At 72.7% G+C, this 15,606-nt stretch carries 14 protein-coding genes and 1 pseudogene; 6 read left to right on the top strand and 9 right to left on the bottom strand.

All coding sequences use genetic code 11. The features are described 5' to 3' along the window. Positions 1-2: 2 nt before the first annotated feature. A complete protein-coding gene (locus tag FHG89_RS21585; RefSeq protein WP_244295688.1) occupies positions 3-1,442 on the bottom strand; it encodes a pyridoxal-dependent decarboxylase in 1,440 nt (479 codons plus the stop codon). 100 nt (positions 1,443-1,542) lie between these two features. On the opposite strand from FHG89_RS21585, the gene FHG89_RS21580 reads away from it, so the two are divergent. Next, complete coding sequence (locus FHG89_RS21580) at positions 1,543-2,466, top strand: cellulose-binding domain-containing protein (RefSeq protein WP_244295686.1); 924 nt, start codon at positions 1,543-1,545, stop codon at positions 2,464-2,466. A gap of 51 nt (positions 2,467-2,517) precedes the next feature. On the opposite strand, the gene hemQ is transcribed toward FHG89_RS21580, so the two are convergent. From hemQ to hemE, 3 genes are read right to left on the bottom strand one after another with little or no spacing between them, the layout of a single operon-like run. Continuing rightward, positions 2,518-3,219 (bottom strand): hydrogen peroxide-dependent heme synthase, encoded by a 702-nt coding sequence (gene hemQ, locus FHG89_RS21575; protein WP_139586221.1) that lies wholly within the window; start codon positions 3,217-3,219, stop codon positions 2,518-2,520. Further along, the gene (gene hemG, locus FHG89_RS21570; protein ID WP_139586220.1) at positions 3,216-4,625 is read right to left on the bottom strand and encodes a protoporphyrinogen oxidase; all 1,410 of its coding nucleotides are present in this window, start codon (positions 4,623-4,625) and stop codon (positions 3,216-3,218) included. The genes hemQ and hemG overlap by 4 nt, the downstream gene beginning before the upstream one ends. Before the next feature lie 6 nt (positions 4,626-4,631). Next, on the bottom strand, positions 4,632-5,729 hold the full coding sequence (hemE, locus tag FHG89_RS21565) for a uroporphyrinogen decarboxylase (RefSeq protein WP_139586219.1): 1,098 nt from the start codon (positions 5,727-5,729) through the stop codon (positions 4,632-4,634). A 127-nt stretch (positions 5,730-5,856) separates the two neighbouring features. Here hemE and FHG89_RS21560 point away from each other — a divergent pair, with 127 nt between their 5' ends. Beyond that, positions 5,857-6,429: a DUF3000 domain-containing protein gene (locus FHG89_RS21560; protein ID WP_139586218.1), complete on the top strand. Its 573-nt coding sequence runs from the start codon at positions 5,857-5,859 to the stop codon at positions 6,427-6,429. A gap of 28 nt (positions 6,430-6,457) precedes the next feature. Here the strand turns inward: FHG89_RS21560 and FHG89_RS21555 are convergent, their stop codons facing one another. Both FHG89_RS21555 and FHG89_RS21550 read right to left on the bottom strand, forming a co-directional pair. Next, the gene (locus FHG89_RS21555; RefSeq protein WP_139586217.1) at positions 6,458-7,228 is read right to left on the bottom strand and encodes a hypothetical protein; all 771 of its coding nucleotides are present in this window, start codon (positions 7,226-7,228) and stop codon (positions 6,458-6,460) included. A 157-nt stretch (positions 7,229-7,385) separates the two neighbouring features. Then, positions 7,386-8,441 (bottom strand): S1C family serine protease, encoded by a 1,056-nt coding sequence (locus FHG89_RS21550; protein WP_139586216.1) that lies wholly within the window; start codon positions 8,439-8,441, stop codon positions 7,386-7,388. 210 nt (positions 8,442-8,651) lie between these two features. On the opposite strand from FHG89_RS21550, the gene FHG89_RS21545 reads away from it, so the two are divergent. From FHG89_RS21545 to FHG89_RS21530, 4 genes are all read left to right on the top strand, one after another. Beyond that, positions 8,652-9,986, top strand: a complete 1,335-nt coding sequence (locus tag FHG89_RS21545) for a ribonuclease D (protein WP_139586215.1) — start codon at positions 8,652-8,654, stop codon at positions 9,984-9,986. A 99-nt stretch (positions 9,987-10,085) separates the two neighbouring features. Continuing rightward, on the top strand, positions 10,086-11,279 hold the full coding sequence (locus tag FHG89_RS21540; RefSeq protein ID WP_139586214.1) for a thiolase family protein: 1,194 nt from the start codon (positions 10,086-10,088) through the stop codon (positions 11,277-11,279). Beyond that, a complete protein-coding gene (locus FHG89_RS21535) occupies positions 11,276-13,336 on the top strand; it encodes a 3-hydroxyacyl-CoA dehydrogenase NAD-binding domain-containing protein (protein ID WP_139586213.1) in 2,061 nt (686 codons plus the stop codon). Before FHG89_RS21540 ends, FHG89_RS21535 begins: the two co-directional genes overlap by 4 nt. 217 nt (positions 13,337-13,553) lie before the next feature. Then, on the top strand, positions 13,554-14,219 hold the full coding sequence (locus FHG89_RS21530) for a hypothetical protein (RefSeq protein ID WP_244295685.1): 666 nt from the start codon (positions 13,554-13,556) through the stop codon (positions 14,217-14,219). Between the two features lie 63 nt (positions 14,220-14,282). On the opposite strand, the gene FHG89_RS21525 is transcribed toward FHG89_RS21530, so the two are convergent. From FHG89_RS21525 to FHG89_RS33065, 3 genes and pseudogenes are all read right to left on the bottom strand, one after another. Beyond that, positions 14,283-14,795 carry a levansucrase gene (locus FHG89_RS21525; protein ID WP_139586211.1) on the bottom strand — a complete coding sequence of 171 codons (513 nt, stop codon included), beginning with the start codon at positions 14,793-14,795 and terminating at the stop codon, positions 14,283-14,285. A 98-nt stretch (positions 14,796-14,893) separates the two neighbouring features. Continuing rightward, positions 14,894-15,277: a VOC family protein gene (locus tag FHG89_RS33070; protein ID WP_167517485.1), complete on the bottom strand. Its 384-nt coding sequence runs from the start codon at positions 15,275-15,277 to the stop codon at positions 14,894-14,896. Further along, positions 15,274-15,423: pseudogene (locus tag FHG89_RS33065) on the bottom strand (VOC family protein); the annotation flags it as partial. The gene FHG89_RS33070 and the pseudogene FHG89_RS33065, both read right to left, overlap by 4 nt. Positions 15,424-15,606: the final 183 nt, after the last annotated feature.

The raw sequence follows: 15,606 nt of genomic DNA, 5'->3' as shown, positions 1-15,606 counted from the left end.
GGTCAGGGGGTTGGCAGGTTGTCGGCCGCAGCGGACAGCAGCCTCCACGCCTCGTCGATGTGCGCCTCGGTGGTCTGCGGTGCGCCCACGGCCAGCCGCAGCGTGTACCGGCCGGAGACCCGGGTGTGCGTCAGGTGCACCCGGCCGCTTCCGTTCACCTCCGCCAGCAGTGCCGCGTTTGTGTCGTCGTCGGCGCGCAGCCGGAAGCAGACAAGCGAGAACGGGTGCGCCGCGACCACGTCGAAGCGGTCGTCGGCGCGGACCTGTTCGGCGAACCTGGCGGCCAGGGCCACTCCGGAGCGGATGTGTGCCCGCAGCCCTTCGACGCCGTACCAGCGCAGCACGAACCACAGCTTGAGGGCCCGGAAACGACGGCCCAGAGGTACCTGCCAGTCCCGGTAGTCGATGACCGCACCGGATTCGGTGGCCGCGTTGCGCAGGAACTCCGGCAGGACGGTGAGCGCCTCGACCAGTTCGGCCCGGTCGGCCACCCAGAACGCGTCGCAGTCGAAGCCGGTGAGCAGCCACTTGTGCGGGTCGAAGCAGTACGAGTCGGCGTACTCCAGCCCGGCGTGTGACCAGCGGAGTTCGGGACAGACGGCGGCGGAGCCCGCGTACGCGGCGTCGATGTGCAGCCAGATGCCGTACTCGGCGCAGATCGCCCCGATCTCGGGTACCGGGTCGATGGCGGTGGTGGAGGTGGTGCCGATGGTGGCGACGACGATGGCGGGGATGTCACCGGCCGCCAGGTCGGCCTCGATCGCGGCGCGCAGCGCGGCTGGAAGCAGGGCCTGGCTGTCCGGGTCGACGTCGATCGGGCGGACGCCGTCGGCGCCCAATCCGGCGATCCGGGCGGCCTTCTCGATGGAGGAGTGCCCGTGGGTGGAGGTGTACGCGCGGTAGCGCCGGTCGATGCCGTTCTCCCGCCAGCGGCCCCGGCTGGCCCGGTGCAGCGCGGCGAGGGTGGCCACGAGGGTCGCCGAGGACGCCGAGTCCTGGATCGCCCCACCGCCGCTGCCGGTCGAGTGGAACCGCCTCGGCAGGTCCAGAAGGTGGGCCAGCCAGTCCATCAGCACCGTTTCCAGCTCGGTGCAGGCGGGGCTGGTGGCCCAGAGCATTCCCTGTACGCCGAGCCCGGAGCTGACCAGGTCGCCGAGGATGCTCGGGCCGGACGTGTTGGCCGGGAAGTAGCCGAAGAAGCCCGGGTGCTGCCAGTGGGTCAGCCCCGGTACGACGATCGAGTCGAGGTCGGCGAGGACCGCCTCGACCGGTTCGCCGCCGACGGTGGGCGGCGCGGTGGGCAGGGCGGACGCCACGGTGCCGGGCGGGTCGGCCGGGGTGACCCGCCGTTGCTCCACTGTGGCCCAGTAGTCGGCGATCCAGTCGATGACGGCGTATCCGGCGCGGCGGAACTCGTCGGGGCTCATGTGTGGGGCGCTCACCGCCACGAGTCGATCAGGTGGCGCGTGTCGGGGCAAGAGCTGAGGACGGACGACGGTCGTCGATGTTGCGTACTGGAAAGCGCTTGCCCTACGATGCGGCTTGAGTCGGATCCGTGAGTTCCAGGGCGTTCATCCTGATCAGATCGCCGTCCGTCGCCGTCGCGGCGGGCAGGGTTTCACCGTGCTTCCCGGGCAGGGCCGGTGGACCGCAGCGGTCACCACCGGATCCCGGAGGCAGTTCATGCACCCGTCCAGACATCGGCTGATCCTGCTCGCCGCATCGACGGCGGCAGCCGTCGTGGTCGGCACCGTGGGCACGGTCGTCGCCTCGGCCGCCGCCGTCGGCTGTCGCGTCGACTACCAGGTCACCAATCAGTGGCAGGGCGGCTTCGGCGCCAACGTCACCGTCACCAACCTCGGCGACCCGGTCAACGGCTGGGCGCTCACCTGGTCGTACACGGGCGGTCAGCAGGTGGCGCAGGCGTGGAACGCGACAGTGACCCAGTCCGGCGCGCAGGTCACCGCGCGCAACGTCGACTACAACGCGGCCATCGCGACAAACGGCACCGCCGCGTTCGGCTTCAACGCCTCGTGGAACGGCAGCAACCCGGCGCCGGCCACCTTCGCGCTCAACGGCGTCACCTGCACCGGCGCCCCACCCACCGGGGAGCCGACCACCCCACCGCCGACGACCCCGCCCCCGACGACGCCGCCGCCGGCCGGCGCGTGCACGGCGACGTACCAGATCACCGGTCAGTGGTCCGGTGGCTTCCAGGCCGACGTGAAGGTGACCGCAGGCGGTTCACCGACCCGGGGCTGGTCGGTGAGCTGGAACTACAACAACGGCCAGCAGGTCACCTCGTCGTGGAACGCCACGATCAGCACCAACGGCACGCAGGTCACCGCCCGCAACGTCAGCCACAACGGCACACTCGCCGCCGGAGCGAGCACCACGTTCGGTTTCCTCGGCTCGTGGAACGGCAGCAACCCGGTTCCGCTGGTCTCCTGCACGACGACCAGTTGATCCCCGTCCGGCGCCGTACCCGGGCGGGGGTGCGGCGCCGGACGGCGGGGATCAGATCAGGCAGTTGACGATCTCGGCCACCGAGCGGCGGCGGCCCGTGTAGAACGGGACCTCCTCACGGACGTGCCGGCGAGCGCCGGAGGCCCGCAGGTCCCGCATCAGGTCGACGATCCGGTGCAGCTCGTCGGCCTCGAAGGCGAGCATCCACTCGTAGTCACCGAGCGCGAACGAGGCGACCGTGTTGGCCCGCACGTCCGGGTAGCCGCGGGCCATCTTCCCGTGCTCGGCGAGCATCTCGCGCCGCTCGGCGTCGGGCAGCAGGTACCACTCGTAGGAGCGGACGAACGGGTACACGCAGATGTAGGGGCGCGCCTCCTCGCCGGCCAGGAACGCCGGGATGTGGCTCTTGTTGAACTCCGCCGGCCGGTGCAGCGCCATCTGCGACCACACCGGGGTCAGCGCCCGACCGAGGGTGGTGCGACGGAACCGCAGGTAGGCGTCCTGAAGGGCGTCGCTGGACGCGGAGTGCCACCAGATCAGCACGTCCGCGTCGGCGCGCAGCCCGGAGACGTCGTACACGCCCCGGACCACCACGTCCTTGCCGGCCAGCTCGTCGAAGAGGGACACGACCTCGCCTGTGACGTTGTCCCGCAGCGACGGCAGCGGGGCGCTGGCCCGGAACACCGACCACATGGTGTAGCGGATGCTGTCGTTCAGCTCCCGCAACCGGGCCGCGTTGGTCTGCTCGGTCATCTCGCCGATCCTTCCAGTGCTGTGATGATCTCTTCGGCCGCCGTCTCGCCGGAGCGGACGCAGACCGGGATGCCGACGCCGTCGTAGCCGGCGCCGGCGAGGACCAGGGTGGGGTGTTCGGCCCGCAGCGCCGTCCGCGCCGCCGTGACCCGGTCGGCGTGCCCCGGCGCGTACTGCGGCAGCGCGCCGCCCCACCGCTGCACGTGCCCGTCGACCGGGGCGGGCAGCGGAGTGTCCAGCACCGCCGACAACTCCCGGTGCACGGTGGCCGCCAGGTCCGCGTCCGGGCGCTGGAGCTGCGCCTCCTCGCCGTAGCGGCCCACCGAGGCGCGCACCATCGCCAGCCCGTCCGGCCGGCGCAGATGGCCCCACTTGGTGGTGAAGAACGTCGCCGCCTTGATCAGCAGACCCTCGGTGCTGGGCACCAGGAAGCCGGACAGCTCGGGCAGTCGCGGCTGCGGCAACGCCAGGGTGACCAACGCGACGCTCGCGTAGTCCAGCTCACCGACACCCGCCGCCACCGCCGGCGCCGGACCGGCCAGCAGCCGGGCGGCCGGGCGTGCCGGCACCGCCAGCACCACGGCGTCCACGTCCACCAGCTCAGGGGCACGGGTCGGGCCGACCGTGAGCCGCCAGCCCGTGGCGGTCGCTGTCACCTCGCGGACGGCGGCGTCGCGCCGTACCGTCGCGCCGCTGGCCGTCACCGCCGCCTCGACGAGGGTGCTCAGCCCGCCGGCCAGGGTGCCGAAGACCGGGGCGCCGGGCACGCGCGGCGCGGCGGCCTGCGCCGCCCGGACCGCGCCGACGAGGGTGTGCTCCACCCGCGCCGTGCGGGCCAGCGCCGGCATCGTCGTGACCAGCGAGAGATCGTCGGCGCGGCCCGCGTACACGCCGCCCAGCATCGGGTCGACCAGCCGGTCGACCACCTCGTCCCCGAAGCGGGACCGGACCAGCGCGCCCACCGAGACGTCCGCGTCCGGCCCGACCAGCGGCCGGCCACCGTCGGTGTCGGCGTCCGCGGCCGGCCGGGCGACAGTGGCCACCCGGTCCAGATCCCCGGGTACGCCCACCAGAGTGCCGCCCGGAATGGGGCGAAGCCCTCCGTCGACGACAAGCGCGGCCTGCCCGACGGTGGGGTGCACGATCTTCTCGGCCAGCCCCAGCCGGCGGGCCAGCGCCACCGCCGCGCTCTCGGCGCCGGTCGGATCCCGCATCAGGAACGACTCGGCGCCGAACTCGACAGGCGCACCGGCCAACGCGCCGGTGCGCAGCTTGCCGCCCAGCGCGCCGGACTGCTCGTACACCGTGATCTCGGTGCCGGCCGGTGCGCGGTCGCGCAACCGGACCGCGGCGGCCAGCCCGGCGATCCCGCCGCCGACCACCGCCACCCGCCAGGGCCGCCGCATCGCTGCTCAGCCCCGGTCGGCCCGGCGGCTGGAGACCTCGTGCACCAGCGCGACCACCCGGGTCAGCACGTCCGGGTCGGTCTCCGGCAGCACGCCGTGACCGAGGTTGAACACGTGCCCGGGCGCCGCCCGGCCCTGCTCCAGGATCCGGCGCACCTCGGCCTCCACCACCGGCCACGGCGCGAGCAGCACACACGGATCCAGGTTGCCCTGCACCGCCTTGTCCGCGCCGATCCGGCCGGTGGCCACGTCCAGCGGGGTACGCCAGTCGACGCCGACCACGTCCGCGCCGGCCTCACCCATCGCGCCGAGCAGCTCGGCGGTGCCCACCCCGAAGTGGATGCGCGGCACCCCCGCGCCAGCCAGCCCGCTCAGCACGGCCGTCGAGTGTGGCAGCACGTAGCGGCGGTAGTCCGCCTCGGAAAGCGCGCCGGCCCACGAGTCGAACAGCTGCACGGCGGACACGCCGGCCTCGATCTGCACCCGCAGGAACGCCAGCGTCACCTCGGCCAGCCGGCCGCAGAGCGCGTGCCACAGCTCCGGATCGCCGTACATCAGGGCCTTGGTCTTCGCGTGGGTCCGCGACGGCCCGCCCTCGACCAGGTAGCTGGCCAGGGTGAACGGCGCGCCCGCGAACCCGATCAGCGGGGTGTCGCCCAGCTCGACCACCAACTGCCGGACGGCCTCGTCGACGTACGGGACGTCGTCGCGCGTGATCGGGCGGATCCGCTCGACGTCGGCGGCGGTGCGGATCGGCTCGGCGACGACGGGGCCGGTGCCCGGCACGATGTCCAGGTCGATGCCGGCCGCGGCGACCGGCACCACGATGTCGCTGAACAGGATGGCCGCGTCCACGCCGTGGCGGCGTACCGGCTGGAGGGTGATCTCGGTGACCAGCTCCGGACGACGGCAGGACTCCAGCATCGGCACGCTCGCCCGGATCTCCCGGTACTCCGGAAGGGAGCGGCCGGCCTGGCGCATGAACCAGACGGGCGTGTGCGGGCCGGGACGGCGACGACAGGCCCGGATGAAGGGCGAGTCGGCTGGTCCGCCGGGGCGTGGGTCTCCGTCTCGGGCGGCAGTGCCCGTGGCTTGCGTGGTCATCGCCGCAATCGTGCCACGCGCCCCACCCCCAGCCCGCCGGGGGTGAAAGGAAAGACACCTTCCCTAACGGCTCCGGGCGTCGGCGCGCCGTCGAAGCGGGTGACCGACGGCGGCATAGGCTGCCGACATGGCCCCCCCGATCGCGCTCCCGGAGACCTTCGCCCGCGCGGTCGCCGGGCTGCGGTCCGCGGCGCCCCGGCCGGAGATCACCCTTGAGGAGGTCGGAGCCCCCCAGCGCCTCGCCCCGTACGCGTTCGCGCTCTCCGCGGCCGTGCTGCGCGACGGCGACGAGGTGGCCACCGGGCGGTTGATCCTGCTGCACGACCCGGTCGGGCACGAGGCGTGGCAGGGCACCCTGCGGCTGGTCACCTACGTGACCGCCGAGCTGGAGGTCGACCTGGCCGCCGACCCGCTGCTGCCCGGGGTCGGCTGGACGTGGCTCACCGACGCGCTGGACGCCCACGACGCCGCCCACCGGGCGATCGGCGGGACTGTCACCCAGACCATGTCGACCCGGTTCGGTGACCTGGCCGGCCCGCCGACCGCAGGTGACATCGAGATCCGCGCGTCGTGGACGCCTGTCGACGACGACCTGGCCCCCCACCTGCTCGGCTGGTGCGCGCTGCTCGCCTCGACGGCCGGCCTGCCCCCACCCGGGGTGACCGCCCTGTCTGACCGCCGCCCCGCCACCACCTCCTGAACACCGGCGGCGGCGGGCGGCGCGACTGTCAGAGGTAGTTCTCGGCCTCGTCGCAGACCTTGTCGAGACCCTTCATGGCGGCGTCGTACGCGCCCTTGTTGCCGGCCGCCGCCGCGCCGAGCGCGGTGGTCAGCTTGTCCAGGCAGCTCGCGATGACCTTCTTCTGCCGGGCCTGCTCGTCGCGGTCGTTGCGGGTGCCGGTCAGGTCCTGCTCGGTGTTGTCGAGCTTGTCCTGCATGGTCTGGAGGTCGGTCTTCAGCTTGCTGATCTCGGTGGTGTTGGCCGCGATGGTGCCGTCACGCTGGCTGACCTGACCGGTGAGGCGCTTCTCGGTCCGGTTCAGCTCGCTGTTCTTGGTCACGAACAGCCCGGTCATCACCCCGCTGACGACGAAGAGGAGCGCGGCCACCACGGCCAGCACCAGCACCGTGCGGCTGCGACCGGCCGGCGGCGGCCCGTACGGCGAGATCCCGGGCGGGGCCGACATCGGCTGCCCGTACGCCGGACCGGAGACCGGCGGTCCGGAGACCTGCCCGGCGTACGGCGGGGCGCTGGCCGGGTAGCCGGGCGCGGCCTGCGGGGCGCCGTGCTGGGCCGACGTGGGCTGCGGGGCGCCGTACTGCGGCGTCGGGTACTGCGGCGCGGGCTGGCCCGGCGTGTACTGCGGGGGCACCGGCTGGCCGGCCGGGTAGCGGACCGTCGGCTCGCCGCCGGCCGGGTACTGGACGGTCGGGTCGCCGCTGGGCGGCGTCGGGGTGGCCGGCGGAAGCCCGTCCGGCCCGGTCGGTGGCTGGGACATGTCTGTTCCTCCAGGTGAGCGGGCCGCACGCGGTGGGCGCGGCGGACCGGGTACAGCGGCGGGATCGGCCCGGGTCCGGGGACCGGGCCGGGATCAGGAGCGGCCGGTGCCGGCCGTGGGCGGTGCAGCGGGGCCGGCGACGCCGCCGGGCCGTGGATCAGCAGATCTTGAAGCCGTCGCAGGCGACCTTGATGGGTACGGCGAGCCCGATGCCCTCGGCGTCGCGGGCCTTGGCGGTGGCGATGCCGACCACCTGCTTGCTGCCGTTGATCACCGGCCCGCCGGAGTTGCCCGGGTTGATCGGGGCGTCGAACTGGATGGCCGGCCCGGAGCTTCCCGACGCGGAGCGCAGGGCGCTCACCACGCCTGTGGTGACGCTGTCCTCCAGGCCGAGCGGAGCGCCGACGACGACGATCTGCTGGCCGGACTTCACGGCGGCGGGGGCGGTGACGAGGCCTGTGAACTTGCCGGTGGTGCGCAGGTGTGCCACGTCGTTGGTCTTGTCGACCTTGACGATGGTCGCCGGGAAACGCTGGTCGGTGCGTTCCAGGAAGACCTGGCGGCCGCCGCCGTTCCAGACCGCCTCGACCACGTGGAAGTTGGTGAACAGGTTCGTGCCGCCCCCGGCGGCCGGCTTGCCGACCGCGAACGCGGTGCCGGTGAACTGGCCGGCCCGGACCCGGAACACGCTGGGCAGCACGGCGCTGGCCACCGCCTCCGGGTTGAACGCGGCGCCGGCCTGCTTCTCCAGCGCCTCGGCGCGCTTCTCCAGGCCGTCGAGGCGGGTGCCGTCGCCGTCCTGGGCCTGGGCCAGCCGTCGGTCGGTGTCGGCGAGCCGGTCGCCGAGGTGGTCGAGCTGGTACGCCTGCACCCCGACCACCGCCGCCAGCGCGACGACGAGCAACGTGGCGAGCAGGGCCGGCCAGCGGCGACGCTTCTTCCCGGGAGCCGGCGGCGGTGCGGCGCCCGGCCAACCGGGCTGCGCCGGGTAACCGGGCTGCGCGGGATGGCCGGGCTGCGCGGGGTAGCTCGGGGTGGCGAACGGTGGGGCGCTGGGCTGCGGGTACGCACCACCACTCGGCGGCGCCGGCGGGTTGCCCCACTGGCCTGCGGCGGGTGGGGCGGCCCAGCCGGTACGGGGAGTCGGCACGCCCACGCCGTCCGGGTCGGCGCCCGCCGGTCGTCCGTCCCCCGAACCGAAGCCAGCCGTCATGATCGTCTTGCCTTTCCGTGGTCTCCCCGTGCCGCCATCGACCCGCGTGTCACGCGTTCCACGGCTCAGCGGCCCGATGGAACGTACCTGCGCGAACGGGCTTTGTCTCCCCCGATGTCCGGCATCCGAAAGGACACCGGGTGGACACCTGACCAACACACGCCGGACCGGCTGCACCCGCCGGATCATCGCGCGCACTAGGGTTGACAGGTGACCGACGAACCACCCCTGCGCCGTCGGCCCGCCGAAGACCTTCCGGGAAACGTCCCCCAGGACCCGCCGTCGGCCCAGCCGCAGCCGGCGGGCGAGGGAACCGACCCGACCAACGGTGGGCCCGTTCCGCTGATCGCCCCGCGTGACGGCACCCCCGATCCGGTGGCCGCGCCGGCCGAGCTTGCCGAGGTCGTGGCCCGTTTCGCGGCCGGCACCGGCCCGGTCGCCCTGGACGCCGAACGAGCATCGGGGTATCGCTACAGCCAGCGCGCGTACCTGGTCCAGCTCCGCCGGGCCGGCTCGGGCACGGCGCTGATCGACCCGCTGCCGCTGCCCGACCTCAGCACGCTGGACGCGGCGATCGGCGAAGCCGAGTGGGTGTTGCACGCGGCGAGCCAGGATCTGCCCTGCCTCGCCGAGGTGGGGTTGCGTCCGCGCCGTCTGTTCGACACGGAACTGGCCGCTCGGCTGGCTGGATTCGAGCGGGTCGGCCTGGCCGCGCTGACCGAGCAGTTGCTCGGTTTCACCCTGGAGAAGCACCATTCGGCGGCCGACTGGTCGAGCCGGCCGCTGCCGGAGTCGTGGTTGACGTACGCGGCGCTCGACGTGGAGCTGCTCACCGACCTGCGCGACGCGCTGGCCGCCGAGTTGGCCCGGCAGGGCAAGTCGGCGTGGGCCGCTGAGGAGTTCGCGGCGCTGGTCCGCACCGGCGCCCGTCCGCCCCGGGTCCGCGCGGAGCCGTGGCGGCGCACCTCGGGCATCCACCGCGTACGCGGGGCGCGGGCGCAGGCCCGGGTGCGCTCGATGTGGTACGCCCGGGACCAGATCGCGGCCCGGCGGGACTCGGCGCCCGGTCGGGTGCTGCCCGACTCGGCGATCATCGCCGCCGCCGAGCTGGACCCGAAGGACGAGAAGACGCTGCTGACGCTGCCCGGCTTCGGCGGGCGGTCGGTGCGCCGGCTGGCACGTACCTGGTTGGCCGCGCTCGACGACGCGCGGCAACTGCCGGACGACGCGCTGCCGGTCACCCCGGCGGTCGAGGGTCCACCTCCGCCGCACCGGTGGGCCGAGCGGGATCCGGTGGCTGCCGGTCGGCTCGCCCGCTGCCGCGAGGTGGTGGTCCGCATCGCCACGCGGCACAACCTGCCTCCGGAAAATCTGATCACCCCGGACTCGGTGCGCCGGCTGGCGTGGACCCCGCCGGAGGAGCTCACCGAGGATGCGGTGGCGGAGACCCTGCGCGGTTTCAATGCCCGCGAGTGGCAGATCGCTCTGCTCGCCACCGACCTGACCGAGGCCCTCTCCCCGACGCAGCCGCCGACCGTCCCCTGACGCCACTGTGGGGTGGGCCACAGCGGGGGGGTCGGGACGGGGTTGGTTACTGGCGAGTAGCATTCGGGGGAACCTGCCGTGGTCGATTAGGAGGCTCTAGTGCCCCGTGAAGTTCGGGATGTCGTCTTCGTCGACGGCGTCCGTACCCCGTTCGGCAAGGCGGGTGGCATGTACGCCAACACCCGCGCCGACGACCTGGTGATCCGCTGCATCCGTGAGCTGCTGCGTCGCAACCCGCAGCTGCCGCCGGAGCGGGTCGAGGAGGTCGCCGTCGCGGCCACCACCCAGATCGGTGACCAGGGCCTCACCATCGGCCGCACCGCAGCGCTGCTCTCCGGGCTGCCCAAGACCGTTCCCGGCTTCGCCATCGACCGGATGTGCGCCGGCGCGATGACCGCCGTGACCACCGTGGCCAGCGGCATCGCCATGGGCGCGTACGACGTCGCCATCGCCGGCGGTGTCGAGCACATGGGCCGTCACCCGATGGGTGAGGGCGTCGACCCCAACCCGCGCATCGTCGCGGAGAAACTGGTCGACCCGTCCGCGCTGGTCATGGGCGCCACCGCGGAGAACCTGCACGACCTGGTCCCGCACATCACCAAGGAGCGCACCGACGCGTTCGCGCTCGCCTCGCAGCAGAAGACCGCGAAGGCGTACGCCAACGGCAAGCTCCAGGACGACCTGGTCCCGATGTCGATCCGCGACGCCGAGGGCGGCTGGGGTCTGGCCACTGTGGACGAGGCCCCCCGGGACACCTCGATGGAGAAGCTCGCCACCCTCAAGACCCCGTTCCGCCCGCACGGCAAGGTCACCGCGGGCAACGCGGCCGGCCTGAACGACGGCGCGACGGCGAGCCTGCTCGCCGACGAGGCCACGGCCCGCGAGCTGGGTCTGCCGATCGCCATGCGGCTGGTGTCGTTCGGGTTCGTCGGCGTGGAGCCGGAGGTGATGGGCGTCGGGCCGATCCCGTCGACGGAGAAGGCCCTGCGCCTGGCCGGGCTCACCATCGACGACATCGGCCTGTTCGAGCTGAACGAGGCGTTCGCCGTGCAGGTGCTCGCCTTCCTCGACCACTTCGGCATCGCCGACGACGACCCGCGGGTCAACCCGTGGGGCGGCGCCATCGCCATCGGCCACCCCCTCGCCTCGTCCGGCGTACGGCTGATGACCCAGCTGGCCCGCCAGTTCGCCGAGCACCCCGAGGTCCGTTACGGCGTGACCGCCATGTGCATCGGCATCGGCATGGGCGGCACCGTGATCTGGGAGAACCCGCACTGGGAGGGCGACAAGTGAAGGCACCGAACGAGGTCGTCACCAAGGCGCTGCTGCGCCAGGTGAACGTACCGGGGCTGGACCGTCCCGCCGCCCTGATCACGCTTGACAACGGCTTCGACCACACCAAGCCGAACACCTTCGGCCCGGCCGGTCTGACCAGCCTGGACGAGGCGATCACCGCGGCGCTCGCCGCCGACCCGGCGTTCATCGCGGTCACCGGCAAGCCGTACATCTTCTGCGTGGGCGCGGACATCGTCGGGCTGCCGCAGCTCGCCGACCGCGCGCAGGCGCTGGAGATCGGCCGGCTCGGCCACCGGGTGTTCGCCCGGCTCAAGGACAGCACCGTGCCCACGTTCGCGTTCGTCAACGGCGCGGCCATGGGCGGCGGCCTGGAGCTGGCGCTGCACTGCCACTACCGGACGCTCTCCGGTGGGGCGGCGGCCCTCGCGCTGCCCGAGGTCTCCCTCGGTCTGGTGCCCGGCTGGGGCGGCACCCAGCTGCTGCCGAACCTGATCGGCATTCCCGCCGCCACCCAGGTGATCATCCAGAACCCGCTGATGCAGAACAAGATGCTCAAGCCGAAGCAGGCTGCCGAGCTGGGCATCGCGGACGTGCTGCTGGAGCCGGCCGACTTCCTGGAGCGGTCCCTCGAATGGGCCGCGGGTGTGGTGCGCGGCCAGGTCACCGTGACCCGGCCCGAGGTCGACAAGGACATGTGGGCGGGCGTGCTCTACTTCGCCCGGGAGACGCTGAACCAGCGGCTGCACGGCGCGGTTCCGGCCGCCTACAAGGCCCTGGACCTGCTGGAGACGGCGAAGGACGGCGACTTCGCCGCCGGCACCGCCGCCGAGGACGAGGCCCTCGCGGACCTGGTCTTCTCCGAGGAGCTGCGCAGCGGCCTGTACGCGTTCGACCTGGTGCAGCGGCGGGCCAAGCGGCCGGCCGGCGCACCGGACAAGGGCCTGGCCCGCACGATCACCAAGGTCGGCATCGTCGGCGCCGGCCTGATGGCCAGCCAGCTGGCGCTGCTGTTCGCCCGTCGCCTCCAGGTGCCGGTGGTGATGACCGACCTCGACCAGTCCCGCGTGGACAAGGGCGTCGGCTACGTGCACACCCAGATCGAGAAGGCCGTCACCAAGGGCCGGATGGACAAGAACACCGCCGCCAAGCTGTACGGCCTGGTCAGCGGCACTGTCGACAAGAGCGCCTTCGCGGACGCCGACTTCGTCATCGAGGCGGTCTTCGAGGACCTGGGCGTCAAGAAGCAGGTCTGGGCCGAGCTGGAGAAGATCGTCTCCCCGGAGGCGGTGCTCGCCACCAACACCAGCTCGCTCTCCATCACGGAGATGGCCGCGGAGCTGGAGCACCCGGAGCGGGTGGTCGGCTTCCACTTCTTCAACCCGGTGGCGGTGCTGCCGCTGCTGGAGATCGTCCGGGGCGAGCGGACCGACGACGCCACCCTGGCCACCGCGTTCGCGGTGGGCAAGCAGCTGAAGAAGTCGAGCGTGCTGGTCAAGGACGCCCCGGCGTTCGTGGTGAACCGGCTGCTCACCCGCTTCCTCGGCACCGTCTTCGCCGCCGTCGACGCCGGCACCCCGCTGGACGTGGCGAACAGCGCACTGGACCCGCTGGGCCTGCCGATGCGCCCGCTCGCCCTGCTCCAGCTGGTCGGGCCGGCCGTGGCGTACCACGTGGGCGGCACCCTGCACGCGGCGTTCCCGGACCGGTTCGGCGTCAGCGAGAACCTCAAGCGGATCGCCGACTCGGGCCAGCCGATCGTGGTCGACGACCAGGTCAACGACGAGGTCGCGAAGCTGCTCGTGGTCGGCGACCAGCCGCTCACCGAGGAGCAGGTCCGCCAGAACGCGCTCGACGCGCTCGCGCAGGAGATCCGGCTGATGCTGGACGAGGGCGTGGTCGCCGAGGCGCAGGACATCGACCTGTGCATGATCCTCGGCGCGGGCTGGCCGTTCCACCTGGGCGGCGTCACGCCGTACCTGGACCGGACCGGCACGTCCGAGCGGGTCACCGGTCAGCGGTTCCTGCCGCGCGGGGCGGCGAGCCTGCCCGCCTGACCGTTCCCAGCTCCACCGTCGCGGTGGTCGGACCGTCCCTCGTGGACGGACCGGCCACCGCGTTCGTCTTGCGGTTCCCCAAGGGGCGACACGGGGGCCGGTCGGGTTAAGATCACCCGCTTTGCCATCCGAACTTGGAGCTGACTGAATGTCCCAGCCGCCGGCCACCCCCTACGGCCCGCCGCACGATTCCTCTTACCCCTCATCCCAGCCGGGGGTGCCGCAGCAGCAGGGCTTCCCGGCTCCCCAGCCGGGTCAGCCGTACGGCGACCCGAGCGCCCCCGTCGGCCCGCCGCCGGCGAAGAAGTCGAAGGCCGGCAAGATCATCCTGATCGTGCTGGCCGTGGTGCTGGTGCTCTGCCTCGGCGGCGCGGCCATCACCTGGTTCGCGGTCAAGGACGAGGTGGGCGACGTCGTCGACGCCACCAAGACCCGGGTGGTCGCGCCGGCCACCCTCGCCGGCCGGGCGAAGAACACCGACCCGCAGTTGCAGACGGTCGCCGACCAGATGGTCACCGACATGAAGTCCGAGGTGCAGAACGAGACCAGCACCGTCGGCGCGTTCTACGGCGACCCGGCCAAGCAGGACCTCATCATGATCACCGCGGTGTCCGGCGTGATGGCCGACCCGAAGAAGGAGCTGGACGAGGCGGTGACCGGGCTCTCCAGCGAGCTGGCCGTGACCAACATGGCGCCGGTCGAGCCTGGTCCGCTCGGTGGTGACGCGCGCTGCGGCGACGGCAAGGCCGAGGGCGTGCCGCTGGGCGTCTGCGTCTGGGCCGACCGGGGCAGCGTCGGCCTGGTGGTCGTGTACTTCAAGACCGCCGATCAGGTGAAGGCCGAGTTCACCACGATCCGGGGCCAGATCGAACAGCGCTCCTGATCCGTGACGACCGGGGCCCCGGCCACCCTCGGGTGGCCGGGGCCCCGTGCCGTACGGCGGTCGTCAGGCCACCGGGAAGTACGCGTTCAGCTTGTTGCGCAGGTGGGCCGCGTAGATGAAGCCGAGGCTCGGGTTGCCCCGGAAGGCGGCGGCCGCGCCGGTGCGGGCGTCCACCGCCACCGGCCGGGCCAGCGCCGCGAACCGCAACCGCTGCTTCTCCTGCGCCCACGCCGCGGCGGCCGGCTCGATCTCGGTGCCCACCAGGGCCGGGAACACCGCCACCCCGTTCTGCAGGCCGCGCAGCTGACCCTTGCGGGCCAGCACGTAGTCCATGGCCGAGGTGCTGAACGTTTCCAGGGAAGCGGCAGTGACCCGCGTCGCCGGCGCGGCGATGGTGAACAGGTGCAGCTTGGTGGCCATCCAGCGCATCTTGAAGTCGCCCCGGTGACCGATCAGCACCGGCGTGCCACCCCAGTCCTCGATCGTCACGTCGCACCCGTCGGCCCGCAGCCGCTCCCCGGTCGCGGTGAGATACGCCTCTGCACCGGCTCCGTCGCCGTCGTGTCCATCTGCCACACACCCTTCGACCTGTTGTGGCCGCTCATCTAACAGCACCGGGCGCGCACCCCGCCACCCCGTCGATCATGAAACGACGGGGTGGCGGAGGCTGGGCGTCAGTCGGTCGCCGCCCGCTCGGCCGCGCTGCGCAGCACACAGAACTCGTTGCCCTCCGGGTCGGCGAGGACCACCCAACCCCCGCCGGTCGGGCTGACGTGATCGGCGACGAGCGTCGCGCCGATGCCGAGCAGCCGCTCGACCTCCTCGGCCCTGGTCCGGTCGGCGGGTTGCAGGTCCAGGTGCAGCCGGTTCTTCACCGTCTTGCCCTCGGGAACGGCGATGAACAGCACCTCCGGGCCACCCGGCGGCAGGAGCATCGCCTCCGGGTCGCCGGGGAAGTCGTCGGGCTGCCGGGGGCAGTCGAAGACCTGCGACCAGAAGCCGGCCAGGGCGTACGTGTCGGAACAGTCGATGCTGATGTTGTGGATCGTCGAACTCATGCTTGGTCCTCCACAGTGGTGGTGACACGTTCCCCGGCGCTGCGCAGCACGCAGAACTCGTTGCCCTGCGGGTCGGCGAGCACCGCCCAACCCGTGCCGTCGGCGTTCCGCCGGTCGGCGACCAGGCTGGCTCCGAGGCCGAGCACCGCGGACCAGAAGCCCGCCAGGGCGTACGTGTCGTGACAGTCGAAACTGATGTTGCGGATCCGTGGATACACGGGTGTGCCCTCCGTGGTGCTGGATGGGGACGCTCCGCCGCCGGGACGTCAGCCGACGAGGACCCGGGGCGCGGAGCCAACGGTGGTGGACATCGACGCACCCCCCTTCGA

Origin of the sequence: Micromonospora orduensis, assembly GCF_006228125.1 — a bacterium.
GTDB lineage: Bacteria > Actinomycetota > Actinomycetes > Mycobacteriales > Micromonosporaceae > Micromonospora > Micromonospora orduensis.
The sequence above is the reverse complement of the archived record's forward strand: the minus strand, read 5'-3'. Positions and strand labels throughout refer to the sequence as shown.